We start from the raw sequence: 14,596 nt of genomic DNA, 5'->3' as shown, positions 1-14,596 counted from the left end.
AACTATGACACCATTACCAGATATCAATACGGGTCACGTATTACTTAACGTAGACCGTTATGGGGTAGCAACAGTTACCTTAAATAACCCTGATAAACATAACGCCTTTGATGACAAAATCATTGCCCAATTAACGGTGATTTTTATGAATATAGCCACACGTGACGATATTCATGTGATGATTTTGGCATCAACGGGTAAAAGCTTTTCTGCAGGCGCTGACCTAGGTTGGATGAAACGCATGGCTAGCTATTCTTATGAAGAAAACTTAAGCGATGCGAATGCACTTGCTCAGATGTTACGAGCGCTAAATTTTCTGCCACAAACAACCATTGCCCAAATTCAAGGTGCTGCTTTTGGCGGCGCGGTAGGTCTAGCAAGTTGTTGTGACATTGTTATTGCCAGCAACAAAGCCAGCTTTTGTCTTAGTGAAGTTAAATTGGGTTTAATTCCAGCAACGATCAGCCCTTATGTTGTTAATGCGATTGGCCAAAAAGCGAGTCGTCGATACTTTCAAACCGCAGAACGTTTTTTTGCTGACAAAGCGCAACAGTTAGGTTTAGTTGATGAAATAGTGAGTGTCGACGAATTAGAAAATACAGTAAACAATATGGTGACTACCTTATTAAGTAATGGCCCGCAAGCCGTTCGTCAAGCAAAGCAACTTGCCTTGGATGTGGCTTATCAAGACATTAATTTTGAATTACTTAGCATGACCAGTGAACGTATCGCGTCAATTCGCGTTTCAGATGAAGGCCAAGAAGGCTTAACTGCTTTTTTTGAAAAACGACCAGCAAGCTGGCTAAAAGAACCGACGAGTGAAGGATAAAAACATGTCTCCATTAACACCTAAAACAGCTAAAATGTTTACCAAAATTCTTATTGCCAACCGTGGTGAAATCGCCTGTCGTGTAATCAAAACAGCCCGCAGAATGGGTATTTTAACCGTTGCAGTATATTCTGACGCCGACGCCGACTCGCTTCATGTCAACATGGCTGATGAAGCTATTTATCTAGGCCCTTCGCCTTCTCGTGAAAGCTACTTATTATCTGAAAAAGTGATTGATGCAGCAAAGCGTACAGGCGCTCAAGCGATTCATCCAGGTTATGGTTTTCTCTCAGAAAATGCTGATTTTTGTCGCCGTTGTAGTGATGAAAACATTGTTTTTATTGGTCCTCCTGTTGCTGCCATTGAAGCGATGGGGTCAAAATCAGCCGCTAAAAACATTATGGAAAAAGCCAATGTGCCTTTAGTACCTGGCTATCATGGCGACGACCAATCGGAAGCTGTTATTAAAAAAGCGGCCGACGATATGGGATATCCTGTTTTATTAAAAGCGACCGCCGGTGGTGGTGGTAAAGGCATGCGTCAAGTGTGGAGCGAAGCTGAATTTAGTGAAGGATTTTCTTCCGCTAAGCGAGAAGCAATGTCGTCCTTTGGTGATGACAGAATGCTGGTTGAAAAGTATCTAACACAACCTCGCCATGTTGAAATCCAAGTTTTTTGTGATAACCATGAACATGCTGTTTATTTATTTGAACGTGATTGTTCAGTGCAACGCCGTCATCAAAAAGTTATTGAAGAAGCGCCAGCTTTCAAAATGAGTGAAGCATTGCGTAAGGCCATGGGTGAATCAGCGATAAAATCTGCCCAAGCTATCGGTTATCAAGGCGCGGGCACGGTCGAATTTTTACTCGACGTTGACGGTTCATTCTACTTTATGGAAATGAATACCCGCTTACAAGTTGAACATCCAGTGACTGAAATGATCACCGGCCAAGACTTAGTAGAATGGCAGCTCAGAGTTGCTGCTGGTGAAGTTTTACCAAAAACTCAAGAGCAGTTAGTGATTAATGGTCATTCTTTTGAAGCGCGTATTTACGCTGAAGACCCAAATAATGATTTCTTACCGGCTACGGGGACACTAGACTTTTTACAACCACCAGCAGAAAGCGCGCATGTTCGTGTTGATACGGGAGTTCGTCAAGGAGATGACGTAAGTGTCTTTTACGATCCGATGATCGCCAAACTGATTGTCTGGGATGAGAATCGTGAAAAAGCATTGCAACGTTTAACAAAAGCTTTATCGGAATACCGTATTAAAGGTGTAACGACCAATATTGATTTTCTTTATAATGTTGCTACATCAAAACCTTTCATCAATGAAGAAATAGATACCAGTTTTATTGAAAAATATGACAGTGAAATATTTCACGATAACGAGCAATCATTAGCTGACGAATTACCCATGGCAGCACTTTATTTAGTGCTTTCATTGGCTGAACAAGCGAAACTAAAAGCAGCGACAACCACTGATCCTTTTTCTCCTTGGAATAACACCTCGGCATGGCGCTCTAACGAAGCACATAATCACCAAGTAGTACTTGCCCATAACGACATTGAATACCCCGTTACCGTTGAACAAAAGCGTCAGGGTGATCGGAGTTATTATTTAATTTCTGTCAGTGGTCGCACCGTTGATTGCCAAGGTAGAATTGAAGGCGATACATTGCATGTAAGTATTGACGGCTATCGCAGCCAAGCCACCATCGCCCATAATATCTCGAGCTCAGGTGACCAAATAAGTTTATATCGTCAAAACGGTGTTTTTAACTTTATTAACATTAAGCCTGATTGCGGCGACAATAATGCTGATGATAATCATGACGGCCTACTAGCACCCATGAACGGTACTATGGTCAGCGTGTTAGTGAACGCCGGTGATAAAGTCGCTAAAGACCAACCATTGATGATCATGGAAGCGATGAAAATGGAGCACACCATTCGAGCCCCTGAAGACGGTACCATTGAGACCTTATTTTACGCCGAAGGTGACATGGTTGATGGCGGCAGTGAGTTACTTGCTTTTACGCCAGAGGAAGTATAATGAGCTCTTTTGCTAAGAATGAATTACCTAAACAAGTAAAAATCGTTGAAGTTGGCCCACGTGACGGCTTACAAAATGAAAAACAACAAATTAGCGCAGAAGATAAAATAACCTTGATTAATTTGCTCAGCGAAGCCGGTGTCACTTACATTGAAAGTGGCAGCTTTGTTTCACCGAAATGGGTGCCACAAATGGCAACATCGAGTGATGTTTTCAATGGTATAGCGCGAAAAAAAGGTGTCACTTACGCAGCTCTCACTCCTAATATGAAAGGCTTTGAAGCAGCTGTTGCGGTAAGTGCTAATGAAGTTGCCATATTTGGTGCCGCTTCTGAAGCCTTTAGCCAGAAAAACATTAACTGTTCTATTGCCGAAAGTCTCGAACGGTTTGAACCGATAATGACCGCAGCAAAACAAGCGAATATACCAGTACGTGGCTATGTGTCTTGTGTGGTTGGCTGTCCCTATGAAGGTGAAGTTGATCCACAGCAAGTCGCTGAAGTTGCTGAAAAACTTTACAAGATGGGCTGTTACGAAATATCGCTTGGCGATACGGTTGGTGTTGGTACTCCGATGAGCGTACAGAAAATGCTGCAAGCGGTAAGTGCCCTTGTACCAAAAGCTAAGCTAGCCGTTCATTTTCATGATACTTATGGTCAGGCGTTAACTAACATTTACACTGCTTTACAAAATGGCATTGCTGTTATTGACAGTGCCATTGCCGGATCAGGTGGTTGCCCTTATGCTAAAGGCGCTTCTGGTAATGTTGCTACTGAAGATGTTGTCTATTTATTGAATGGTTTGAATATTGATACGGGTATCAATTTAGATAAATTAGTACGTGCTGGTTGGTTTATCAGTGATAAATTAGGTAAAACACCTTCATCTAAAGTGTCTAATGCGTATCGCGCACAAGCATAAATATAATAAAAAATAGCAGTGTATTATAAATACACTGCAGATATCAATTTAATGAGGATTGAATAATGGCCGGATTTGAAAAAGTAGTATCAAGCTACGAAGAAGCGATGGCAGGACTTGAAGACGGTATGACTGTTATTTCAGGTGGCTTTGGTTTATGTGGTATTCCAGAGAACCTAATTAGTGAAATAAAACGTAAAGGTACTAAAGCGTTAACACTTGTTTCAAATAATTGTGGTGTTGATGATTTTGGTTTGGGTGTATTACTGCAAAACCGTCAAATCAAAAAAATTGTTGCTTCTTATGTGGGTGAAAACGCTGAGTTTGAACGCCAAATGATGAATGGAGAATTAGAAGTAGAACTGACACCACAAGGGACACTCGCAGAAAAAATGCGAGCCGGAGGTGCTGGGATACCCGCTTTTTTTACAGCAACAGGTTACGGGACGCCTGTAGCTGAAGGTAAAGAAGAGCGTGAAATAGAGGGAAGAATGTATATCCTTGAACCTGCTGTTAAAGGCGACTTTGCTATTATTAAAGCATGGAAAGCAGACCGTTACGGTAACTTGGTTTATAGAAAAACAGCACGAAACTTTAATCCCATGGCAGCAACAGCAGGTAAAATTACTGTTGTTGAAGTTGAAGAAATCGTTGAACCAGGTGAATTAGACCCTGACCAAATTCATACCCCTGGCATTTACGTTGACCGCCTTATTTTAGGGTCCTTTGAGAAACGCATTGAACAACGCACTGTTCGTATTGCTCAGTCATAAAATAATTTTGGAGATTTAATCATGGCTTTATCAAGAGAACAACTAGCACAACGCGTGGCACAAGAGTTACAAGACGGTTATTACGTTAATTTAGGTATCGGCATTCCAACACTCGTTGCTAACTTCATTCCAGCAGGAATAGAAGTTATGTTGCAGTCTGAAAATGGCTTACTTGGCATGGGACAATTTCCCACTGAAGATGAGATTGACGCCGACTTAATTAATGCCGGTAAACAAACAGTTACTATGGCAAAAGGCGCTTCTGTCTTTGATAGCGCAGAGTCTTTCGCGATGATCCGTGGTGGCCATGTTGATTTGACCGTACTTGGCGCTTTTGAAGTTGATGTAAACGGTAACATCGCTTCATATATGATCCCCGGTAAACTCATAAAAGGTATGGGCGGTGCAATGGACTTAGTGGCTGGTGCTGATAATATTATTGTGACCATGACCCATGCATCAAAGCATGGCGTGTCAAAATTACTCTCTCAGTGTACTTTGCCATTAACCGGTAAAGGCTGCATTAAAAGAGTACTGACTGATTTAGCTTTTATTGAAATAAAAGACGGTAAATTTCATTTAGTAGAGCGCGCACCTGGTGTGAGTGTTGAAGAAATTATAAAACTCACTGAAGGTGAATTAATTGTGCCCAATAATGTTCCTGAAATGAAATTTTAACCATTGAACACTACCTGTTTACCAGAGAAAAACAAAAAAGAGACATGACTCTCTTTTTTGTTATCAAATTTTCACCTAAGTTAAAAAATCGCTATTTTTATAAATAAAAGAAATAATTTTTATTACGCTCCTATTTTATTAGTAATAATATAATCATAAAAAATAATTAATTTTAAATAAATAGTTACTCATTCTTACAATTTTGTACATTTGTGTTGCATTTAATTACTCAATTAGCAATACTAAAAGAGACAAAGAAAAGGCAAAACACGTGAAATCGTGTTACGCAAAACCACCGGTCTAAGGGATTTATGTTTTTATAATGTATATCCTATGACAGCGGAGTCACCTCGTTATACAGGTACATCCCGTGGTTTTTTCCTTTACTAACTAAATTTATTGAAAGGTTACTAAAATGAAAAAATTATTACTAGCTTCTACCATCACTGTTTTAATATTAACGTCTGTTGTATCGGCGCCGAAAGCACAAGCATCTAGCATTGCACAAAGCATTTGTCAGTATGTTGCTGCGGACGACAAAAAACGCATGCGTACATTTTTAAAAACGAATAGATTAAAAATTCGCAGTATCTTTAAAGGTATTGAGTGTAATGGACAGAATCTGTTGGCGTTTGCATCGTCTCAGGGTTCAGTTAAAACAGGTTCTTTGATGATTTCAAAATTACCAAAGAGAATTGTTTCAGCTAACTTAACTATTTTGCAAGCCGGATCGCAACCATTGATAGACGCAGCTAACGAACGTGTTAGCAGCTAAACTTATTCTTTAGTAGACGTTATTTGTTAAACCAAGTGTACAGTTTTACTAGATAATAATTCTATGTCATTTAAAAAGCCTGCTTCTGCAGGTTTTTTTTCCTCTATTTTCTTTCAAATCTATTTTTCACTCACTAAGCCCTAGCACACCGCTATGAAACTGATTAAACTAAACTCATATTAATAAAATTGCGATTTACATGTTAACCAAGAGAAACTATAAAGACAGTAAGAATGCTTTAATCCTTACTGGTGGTGGAGCCCGAGCGGCTTATCAAGTAGGCGTGCTTTCCGCAATATCCAAATTTGTTCCAAGAAATCATGGTATCCCCTTTCCTATTATATGTGGTACTTCTGCTGGTGCCATCAATACCACAGCATTGGCATGTTACTCGTCATGCTTTCATCTAGGGGTAAAGAAACTTGAATGGGTCTGGAAAAACATTAATACCAGTAGGGTTTATCATAGCGACGGTATAAGAGTTTTTTCTCATTTAGCTAAAGGCATGCTCGCTAGTTTCCAAGCTGATTATGCGAATAAAAGTGCGCGCAGCTTACTAAATAATGCGCCACTTCGTGACATGCTAAATATGGTTGTTGATTTTAAGCGCATCGACGCCAATATTATACGCGGTTACTTATCAGCGGTTTCTATTACTGCATCAAGCTATAGTAATGGGGATTCAATCAGTTTTTATCAATCAGAAGAGTCTATTTCACCATGGTTTCGGGCTAAACGTCGGGGTGAGCCTTGTCAAATTAACAGTGAACACTTAATGGCCTCTGCCGCTATCCCATTGGTGTTTCCTTCGATAAAAATTCGCCAAGAGCATTATGGTGATGGCTCTATACATCAGCTTTCTCCCTTAAGTCCAGCTATACATTTAGGTGGAGAAAACCTCTTTATTATTGGTGTTGATCAACCTAAAGCCCCACTTCATAGCAAAGTAAACAACCCTCATCCACCAACAACATCTACTGTTGCCGGTCATTTACTTGATACTATTTTTTCAGATACTTTGCACAGTGACATAGAACGCTTAGAGCGAATTAACGAAACAATAAAGCTTATACCGCCCAAAGTGAGAAAAGAAAAAGATGGCCTGAAACCTATATCATCTTTTCTGATCAATCCAAGTCATGACTTTAACGCCATCGCCGTAGATTATTTTTCAGACTTGCCACTCTCTATACGTTTATTATTACGTAGCGTAGGTATTTCTAATGACTCAGAGTCGAGTATTGTGAGTTATTTGTTATTTGAAAAAAACTATTGCCGCCAATTAATTAAGTTAGGCTTTGAAGATGCAATGGAACAAGAAACAGCAATTCGAAAATTTTTGTCGCTATAAAAGTGTTCGTTATATTTTCTTAAAAGTCACGTTAGCCACCTTCTTGCAAAAATCGTTCAACTCGTTCTACTCGTCTAGGCTTACCACGAACAATCAATGTATCTTGTGCTTGAAGGATAGTGGCTCCATCTGGTTGCTCTGTTTCAATATCATTACGGCGAAGCGCCACCACTGTGACCCTTTTTGTTGATAAATTCAGTGATGCTATTGAGTGACCAATAGCAAAAGAATTTTCGGTCAGTATTATGGCATTCGCAAATTCAATACGGTCCATTGCTTCAGGGCTCATGTCTGTGTGCTCACCTTGAAAAAAGCCATGTAAATGGCTGTAGTGGTCTTTACGCTCTTTTTGTACGCGGCGTATAATACGAGAGAAAGGAACGCCTGTTAACGATAATACTTGTGATACAAGCATAAGACTCCCCTCTAAACTCTCTGGAACAACTTGATTAGCCCCCGCTTCCTGTAATGCTTGAAGTTGGTCGTCATTTCGAGTGCGTACGAGAATTGGAACATCAGGTGACATTGATCTAACTTTTTGAATAACCTCAAGCGACTGCTTATCTTCGCCAAAAGCGATCACGACCAGTTTAGCTTGTGATAAATGAGCCGCTTGTAGCAATTCAGTTTGTCTTGATGAACCAAAGAGTACATTCTCTCCGGCTTCCCTTGCTTTAGATGTGCGTAAGGGGTCTATATCTATAGCAACAAATTTGATAGATTCTTGTTTTAAAAACCGACTCACAGTTTGACCAATACGGCCAAAACCACAAATAATCACATGATCACTTAATTCTGTTTGCTCGGGCAGTTCAGTCAAATGATCGGTCTCTATCGGTTTTTCATTACTGAGCAGCAACGACCAACGGCGGGCATTGTTAATCATATAAGGTGTTATCGCCATACTCAAAACCCCTGCACCTAATAAAATAGAAGCGGTTTCAACGGGTAATAATTTAACCTGATTGGCTAGGGCAATAAGCACAAAACCAAATTCCCCCATCTGTGCTAGCATAAAACCTGCCGCCCATGCATCTTTAGACGCTTCTCCCGCTCGTTGTGCTAGAAAGGCAATAATAAGTATTTTCACTACCATAAAACTCACCATAACACTGAGAATGATAAAGGGTGAAGTGTAGACAATAACAATATCAAGCTTCATGCCGACGGTAACAAAAAACAGCCCAAGTAAAATATCTCGATAGGGACGAATATCAGCTTCAAGCTGATATTTATATTTGCTTTCCCCCAGCATCATCCCTGCAAGAAAAGCCCCTAAAGCCATTGATAAGCCAAACCATTGTGTTAATGAAGAAGCGACTAAGGTTACCAGCAACGTTGTTAAAACAAACAACTCATCTGTCCTTACTTGTGCAACTAAATTAAATAAGCGTGGTAAAAGCCACTTACCCGCAAACATTAATAAAGTGACAACAAATATACCTTTTACTAAAGCAATCAGAAGCTCTACAGCCATCGAAGTATCTGATTCTTGAGCAAGCATAGGAATAATAATTAATAAGGGTACAACGGCAACATCCTGAAAAAGCAAAATAGCCACAGACAGCTGACCCGACTTTCGTTTCATTGCTCCTGTCTCACTCAATTGTCGAATAACAATAGCCGTAGAAGAAAGTGCAATTATTCCACCTATCACAAAGGAACTCGCAAATGACTGACCGAAGAATAAAGCAATGCCCATAAAAAAAACTAACGATATACCCACTTGTAAACTGCCAACCGCTAAGACTAAATGACGCATTGCAATTAATTTAGGTAATGAGAATTCTAAACCTAGGGTAAAAAGTAAAAAGACAATACCCAACTCAGCGAAGTGATCGTAGTCAACTTGGTCCTGCACCAACGATAAGCCATGATCACCAACCAGCATACCTGCGACTAAGTAGGCTAAAATGGCTGGTAAATGTAAACGACGAAATAGCCAAACGATAAGTACAGCACTTGAGAGAATAGCTAAGAGTTCAAAATGACCTGTCACAAAAAATCCTTATTTTATAATGCACATCGATAATAAGTTTATAAGAAATATATCATTAATCTTTAAGTCTAAAACAATTATCAGTAGTTTGACAGCGGCAACTCATTGCCAGTAATCATTTGTCAAAAAATCGATACAGATTTTCTTAATATAAATTCATTTAATATCAATACACTAAAAAAAAAACAAATAAAATAAACTTTAGGTATAAAAATTGCTTAACCCTGATTGATAAATTAATCAGGTGACGATATGCAGACATTAAATTTAGTAGATAATCAGAATTTTAAATTTAACGCTTTTAAAGTGTTCGATAGTCCTGACCATGACAATTCTAATAGAAAGCTAGCGTTGATGGAACAACTCCAAACCTCATTAGAGCTTGATCGCTTACTCAATATTTTTGCGGTGGAAGTAGCTAAGTATGTCAACTTTTCAGGATTATATTTTAAAAAAGGTGACATTAATGCATCAATAAGAGGAAGTAGGCAAGGTAAAAATGAGCGTGTATTTGAATTGAAATTGAACAAAAATTTCGTTGGCACGTTAACTTATGCGATTAATTCGCCGATAAGTATTACCAATTTTAAAATACTTAACCAATTACATCAGTATTTAATTCATCCGTTAAATAATGCCTTACGCTATCAAGAGGCACTGCAGTTAGCGATGCAAGATGGGTTAACCTCGTTAAATAACCGCCGGTGTTTTGATGAACAGTTAAGACGTGCCATGCACCATGCGAACCGCCAACACAGTAAAGTGGGTTTAATTGTCTGTGATCTTGATAAATTTAAATTGATTAACGACACTTATGGCCATAATATTGGTGACGAAGTCTTAATACAGTTTTCTTTAGCGCTTAAAGAAAGTGTTCGTGACTCAGATAGTTTATTTCGTTTTGGTGGCGATGAATTTTCAATTATTGTTGAAGATGCCACGCTTGTTTCGTTAATGGCTATTGAACAGCGGATATATAGCGCAATGAATCGGGATTCTTTATTATCAAACTATCAGGTGAGCTGTAGTTTAGGACACACATTTATGAACACAATGGATACACAAACAAGCTTCTTTAAACGTGCCGACAAAGCCCTTTACCAAAGAAAGATATTTAAAGACCATAAACTCAGTTTAGTTTAGAAGCAATAAGTTAAAAGAAAAATTAGCCCAACTTCTCATCTTCTTTAAAATAGCGTAACGCCAGCTTCTGTTGTTCTGGCGTTCTACCAATAAGTAAGCGGCAAAACTTTACCGCCTTGCTAAATTTATGCATACCGACAACTGAGAGTGCGGCTTTAAAAATTTCTGCCGATAAATCATAGGTCTCAATAAAGTGTTCAATCGCAATATCAACACTTGGATAAGTGACACCGTCAAAGATAAACTCAGTGCCAATGTAATCGACATTTAATTCAACCCCTTCAAGTGACAATATCCACCCTTGGTAATTCAAGCGTTGTTTGGCAATTTCATACATCATCCAAGCACTTTTTTGAAAACCAACAAAGTTGCCCGTTTCAAACTCACTATCGGCTAGCTCTTCTTTAGTCCAGTTGCTGCCAATCGCTAAATCTTTTTGATAAGTTTGCGCTAAAAAGCGTTTCACATTATTACCAACAGCCCAAATAGAATGTTGCTTTGCCTTTCTTGCTAAAGAAGTGCATTCACGGCAGCTAGGTACCGATAAAGGAGGATGAGAGCAGTCAAAGACGAGAAAGTATTGATGTGGGAAGCCAAAAGTTAATTCTGATGGCTCACCACAAAACCAGCACTCATGGCGTTGCTCAAAAGGTATGTCAACTAAGGTATATGCCATAAGTACTACTTAACTAATGAATTATCTACGTTTGCCCGTAGGTGCTGGTTTGGCTTTTTTTGCCACTTTTGCACGTCGTATAGATGAAGGTTTACTTTCTTCTTTTTTACGCGCAATTAATTGGTTTTTCTCTTGAGTCGCTTTATAGCGGCTTTTCTTTAATGGCTTATCTTCTTTCTCAGCATATTGAGCGGGTAATGGACGTTCTAGTTCATAACCTGGAACAATAGTACGCTCAAAAGTACGGCCAATTAACGCTTCGATATTTTCTAAAAACTGCTCATCTTTAGGGCTAACTAACGAAATTGCCGTCCCTGACTTCCCTGCTCTGCCCGTACGACCAATACGATGGACGTAATCTTCTGCAAGGTAAGGTAGATGAAAGTTAACAACGTACGGTAAGTCTGGAATATCTAAACCACGTGCAGCCACATCTGTAGCAACTAAAACACGTACTTTTCCTTCCGTAAACTGTTCTAAGGCTTTGTTTCTTGCGCCTTGAGTTTTATCACCATGACACAATGCTGATTTGATACCATCAAGCTTTAGTTCTTTAGCGAGTATATTGGCACTTTCTTTAGTACCAGCAAAAACAAGCACTTGCTTCCAGTTATTCACACCAATCAATTCAGAGAGTAATTCGCATTTACGCGTTTCTGAAACCCAATAAACAGATTGTTTAACTTTACCTGACGTTGAGTTTTGGCGAGATACTTCCAACGTTTTTGGTGTATGTAAAACTTGTTTAGCCAGTGTTTTAACTTTATTTGAAAAAGTGGCTGAAAACATTAGCGTTTGATGTTTTTGCTTAATAACACTAATGAGTTGCTGAATATCATTTAAAAAGCCCATATCTAACATACGGTCAGCTTCATCTAAAACAAGAAATTTAACTTGTGATAAATCAACATTTCTCGCCACTAAGTGTTCAAGTAAACGACCGGGTGTAGCAACAAGTACATCAACACCTTGCTTTAACATTTTAGTTTGTGGAGGCATATTTACACCACCATAAACGGCACCGCAGCTTAGCGGTAAAAATTCGCTGTAGCTTTCGATATTACGAGCGACTTGCTGAGCAAGCTCTCGCGTTGGTGTTAAAATAAGTGCACGAATGGTTTTTGATGAATTATTATCACTCGGGATCTTAGCTAAAGCTTCTAGTATAGGTAAGCTAAAAGCCGCGGTTTTACCGGTACCTGTTTGCGCACTCGCTAACAGGTCAACACCCGAACGAATAAGCGGTATAGCTTGCTGCTGAACAGGCGTCAACGTTTTATAACCACAGGCTTTAACTGCCTTTAATAGTTCAGCCGACAACCCTATTGCATCAACACTCATATATCACCACTTATCAAAAAAAACGAAACCAAAAATTAAGGCGCGCATTCTAGCATAGATTAAAGATTATTCATCAGACTATTTTTGCCAAATACCTTTCGTTAAATTAAATCGACTATGCTCACTTTCACTTGGCTTATAACTTGGCAATTTTCCTTGGTTATGTTGCTGGTGATAGTCTTGAGTAATACTCACCACAACTTTTGACAAGAGTAATAAAGCCGTGACATTAACAACTGTCATAAGCCCTGTTGATAAATCTGCTAAAGCAATAACTTGTGGTAAACTCGCTACCGAACCAAAAATCAACATCGCCAAAAATCCACAGCGTAAAAACCAATGCCCTAACGGATTATCCATCTTTAAATACTTCAAGTTATTTTCAGCATAGGCAAAGTTGGCAACAATTGAAGTAAAACCAAACAGTAAAATAGCAATAGTTATGAAGTCACTACCCCATGCGCCCACTTGATAAGCTAACGCTTGCTGAGTTAATTGTATTCCTTGTGCATCACTGCCAGTTTCTTTAAACAATAAAATAAGAAAAGCGGTACAAGAGCAAATAACAATCGTGTCAAAAAACACAGCAAGCATTTGTATATAACCTTGTGAAACAGGGTGTGGAGGATAAGGAACTGCGGCGGCGGCGGCATTAGGTGAACTCCCCATCCCTGCTTCATTAGAATAGAGCCCACGTTTTATCCCTTGCACAATGGCTGCGCCCACCAAGCCACTTCCTGCTTCTTTTAAGCCAAAAGCAGAAGCAATTATGTCACTGATAATGGCAGGAATTTTTTCAATATTTAAAAATATTACCGCTAGACACACCAATAAATAAGCAAGCCCCATAAAAGGTACGGTTATTTCCGCAAAACGTGCGATATTTTTCAAACCGCCAAAAACAATAAAAGCGGTCGCTATCGTAATAGCAATACCGGTAAATAACGGATTGATACCAAATGAACCATCAAAGGCACTGGTAATTGAATGTGCTTGCACTGAACTAAAAACAAACCCATAACCAAAAAATAAACACAGAGAGAAAGTCACGGCAAGCTTTTTATTTTTTAGCCCTTTACTCATGTAATAAGCAGGACCACCACGGAAATTTCCATTACTATCTTTCTCTTTATAAAGCTGCCCGAGTGCACTTTCTGCAAAAGCAGTTGCCATGCCTACTAAAGCAATAAGCCACATCCAAAAAACAGCGCCAGCGCCACCTAAGGTTATAGCAACCGCAACCCCCATTAAGTTTCCTGTACCCACACGAGCAGCAAGGGATGTACATAGGGCTTGAAAAGAAGAGATACCATGGCTGTCAGTTTTGCGACTAAGCCTAAGTAACGTGAACATATGTGTAAAATGAGTTATTTGTAGGCATTTTAATCGCCAAGTAAACCAAATACCGCAACCAGTCAGTAAATAGATAAGGATACTTCCCCATAAATAACCGTTGATTGTTCCTAACCATTGTTCTATCAAAGTATCTTTCTCATCGTTTCATATTGTTGTTAATTATCATAACAAACAAAGTAATAGTAGCGTTAGACTCTATTAGTGCTAAGCAAAAAAAACCAGTGAACGATCACTGGTTTTTTGTTACTCAATGTAAAGTTAATTACAGCGCTTTAAATGTTTTTTCAACAGAGTCTTTTGCATCACCAAATAACATTTACTGTTACCACTTAATAACATTAGGTTTGCCACTAATAAAAATGATCACTTTGTGCGCAAAGCGAAATAAAAATATTGTAATTGTTTGTCTTGGGCGAGGTCGACTGTACGCCCTTAGTTGACCTAGGCAGATCGACAGCTAACTTTATAACCCTCAGTTTAGTGGACGTTCCAAAGCTATCTACTCTTTAAGTTTGATGCTTTTTTATTTATACCGTTGGCAGATTGGATAATAAAAAATTTAGCTAAGCAATAGCGATTGACTTAAAAAATTCATTGCACGATTAAGAGTTACTCCAAGTAACCACAGAAATTGTGGGTAGTTCTTTCCTGAAAACATGTTGGCAACTTGGGTACTTTTATTGTCAGAACTGATAT

General features: G+C 39.0%; 12 protein-coding genes and 1 riboswitch. Of the genes, 8 read left to right on the top strand and 4 right to left on the bottom strand.

All coding sequences use genetic code 11. The features are described from left to right. Window positions 1-4: 4 nt before the first annotated feature. From H4J73_RS04810 to H4J73_RS04780, 7 genes are all read left to right on the top strand, one after another. A complete protein-coding gene (locus H4J73_RS04810) occupies window positions 5-829 on the top strand; it encodes an enoyl-CoA hydratase/isomerase family protein (RefSeq protein WP_182178873.1) in 825 nt (274 codons plus the stop codon). A 34-nt stretch (window positions 830-863) separates the two neighbouring features. After that, a complete protein-coding gene (locus H4J73_RS04805; protein ID WP_182223410.1) occupies window positions 864-2,888 on the top strand; it encodes an acetyl/propionyl/methylcrotonyl-CoA carboxylase subunit alpha in 2,025 nt (674 codons plus the stop codon). After that, window positions 2,888-3,808, top strand: a complete 921-nt coding sequence (locus H4J73_RS04800; RefSeq protein WP_182178871.1) for a hydroxymethylglutaryl-CoA lyase — start codon at window positions 2,888-2,890, stop codon at window positions 3,806-3,808. The genes H4J73_RS04805 and H4J73_RS04800 overlap by 1 nt, the downstream gene beginning before the upstream one ends. A 65-nt stretch (window positions 3,809-3,873) precedes the next feature. Beyond that, window positions 3,874-4,581 carry a CoA transferase subunit A gene (locus H4J73_RS04795; protein ID WP_182223396.1) on the top strand — a complete coding sequence of 236 codons (708 nt, stop codon included), beginning with the start codon at window positions 3,874-3,876 and terminating at the stop codon, window positions 4,579-4,581. 21 nt (window positions 4,582-4,602) lie between these two features. Next, window positions 4,603-5,259 carry a 3-oxoacid CoA-transferase subunit B gene (locus H4J73_RS04790; RefSeq protein ID WP_182178867.1) on the top strand — a complete coding sequence of 219 codons (657 nt, stop codon included), beginning with the start codon at window positions 4,603-4,605 and terminating at the stop codon, window positions 5,257-5,259. Window positions 5,260-5,510: 251 nt separating this feature from the next. Beyond that, window positions 5,511-5,612: riboswitch (cyclic di-GMP riboswitch) on the top strand. Window positions 5,613-5,674: 62 nt separating this feature from the next. After that, a complete protein-coding gene (locus tag H4J73_RS04785) occupies window positions 5,675-6,034 on the top strand; it encodes a DUF3718 domain-containing protein (protein WP_182178865.1) in 360 nt (119 codons plus the stop codon). Window positions 6,035-6,233: 199 nt separating this feature from the next. After that, a complete protein-coding gene (locus tag H4J73_RS04780; RefSeq protein WP_182178863.1) occupies window positions 6,234-7,385 on the top strand; it encodes a patatin-like phospholipase family protein in 1,152 nt (383 codons plus the stop codon). A gap of 31 nt (window positions 7,386-7,416) precedes the next feature. Here the strand turns inward: H4J73_RS04780 and H4J73_RS04775 are convergent, their stop codons facing one another. Beyond that, entirely contained in the window at window positions 7,417-9,384 is a 1,968-nt protein-coding gene (locus H4J73_RS04775; RefSeq protein WP_182223395.1) for a monovalent cation:proton antiporter family protein, read from the bottom strand. A gap of 252 nt (window positions 9,385-9,636) precedes the next feature. Between H4J73_RS04775 and H4J73_RS04770 the strand changes: the two genes are divergently transcribed. Beyond that, window positions 9,637-10,527, top strand: a complete 891-nt coding sequence (locus H4J73_RS04770) for a GGDEF domain-containing protein (RefSeq protein WP_182178859.1) — start codon at window positions 9,637-9,639, stop codon at window positions 10,525-10,527. Between the two features lie 22 nt (window positions 10,528-10,549). Here the strand turns inward: H4J73_RS04770 and H4J73_RS04765 are convergent, their stop codons facing one another. The 3 genes from H4J73_RS04765 to H4J73_RS04755 form a co-directional block, all read right to left on the bottom strand. Further along, the gene (locus H4J73_RS04765) at window positions 10,550-11,203 is read right to left on the bottom strand and encodes a hypothetical protein (protein ID WP_182178857.1); all 654 of its coding nucleotides are present in this window, start codon (window positions 11,201-11,203) and stop codon (window positions 10,550-10,552) included. 21 nt (window positions 11,204-11,224) lie between these two features. Next, window positions 11,225-12,544 carry a DEAD/DEAH box helicase gene (locus H4J73_RS04760; protein ID WP_182178855.1) on the bottom strand — a complete coding sequence of 440 codons (1,320 nt, stop codon included), beginning with the start codon at window positions 12,542-12,544 and terminating at the stop codon, window positions 11,225-11,227. A gap of 78 nt (window positions 12,545-12,622) precedes the next feature. Then, window positions 12,623-14,026, bottom strand: coding sequence for a sodium:alanine symporter family protein (locus tag H4J73_RS04755; RefSeq protein WP_220460020.1), 1,404 nt, complete (start codon window positions 14,024-14,026; stop codon window positions 12,623-12,625). Window positions 14,027-14,596 lie beyond the last annotated feature (570 nt).

Origin of the sequence: Colwellia sp. MB3u-41 (genome assembly GCF_014076845.1) — a bacterium.
GTDB lineage: Bacteria > Pseudomonadota > Gammaproteobacteria > Enterobacterales > Alteromonadaceae > Colwellia_A.
The sequence above is the reverse complement of the archived record's forward strand: the minus strand, read 5'-3'. Positions and strand labels throughout refer to the sequence as shown.

Bases quoted from the DNA above. Each gene is read 5' to 3' on its own strand.
- H4J73_RS04780 (WP_182178863.1), top strand. From the start codon at position 6,234: ATGTTAACCAAGAGAAACTATAAAGACAGTAAGAATGCTTTAATCCTT.
- H4J73_RS04760 (WP_182178855.1), bottom strand. From the start codon at position 12,544: ATGAGTGTTGATGCAATAGGGTTGTCGGCTGAACTATTAAAGGCAGTT.
- H4J73_RS04770 (WP_182178859.1), top strand. From the start codon at position 9,637: ATGCAGACATTAAATTTAGTAGATAATCAGAATTTTAAATTTAACGCT.
- H4J73_RS04795 (WP_182223396.1), top strand. From the start codon at position 3,874: ATGGCCGGATTTGAAAAAGTAGTATCAAGCTACGAAGAAGCGATGGCA.
- H4J73_RS04790 (WP_182178867.1), top strand. From the start codon at position 4,603: ATGGCTTTATCAAGAGAACAACTAGCACAACGCGTGGCACAAGAGTTA.
- H4J73_RS04805 (WP_182223410.1), top strand. From the start codon at position 864: ATGTTTACCAAAATTCTTATTGCCAACCGTGGTGAAATCGCCTGTCGT.
- H4J73_RS04765 (WP_182178857.1), bottom strand. From the start codon at position 11,203: ATGGCATATACCTTAGTTGACATACCTTTTGAGCAACGCCATGAGTGC.
- H4J73_RS04800 (WP_182178871.1), top strand. From the start codon at position 2,888: ATGAGCTCTTTTGCTAAGAATGAATTACCTAAACAAGTAAAAATCGTT.
- H4J73_RS04810 (WP_182178873.1), top strand. From the start codon at position 5: ATGACACCATTACCAGATATCAATACGGGTCACGTATTACTTAACGTA.
- H4J73_RS04785 (WP_182178865.1), top strand. From the start codon at position 5,675: ATGAAAAAATTATTACTAGCTTCTACCATCACTGTTTTAATATTAACG.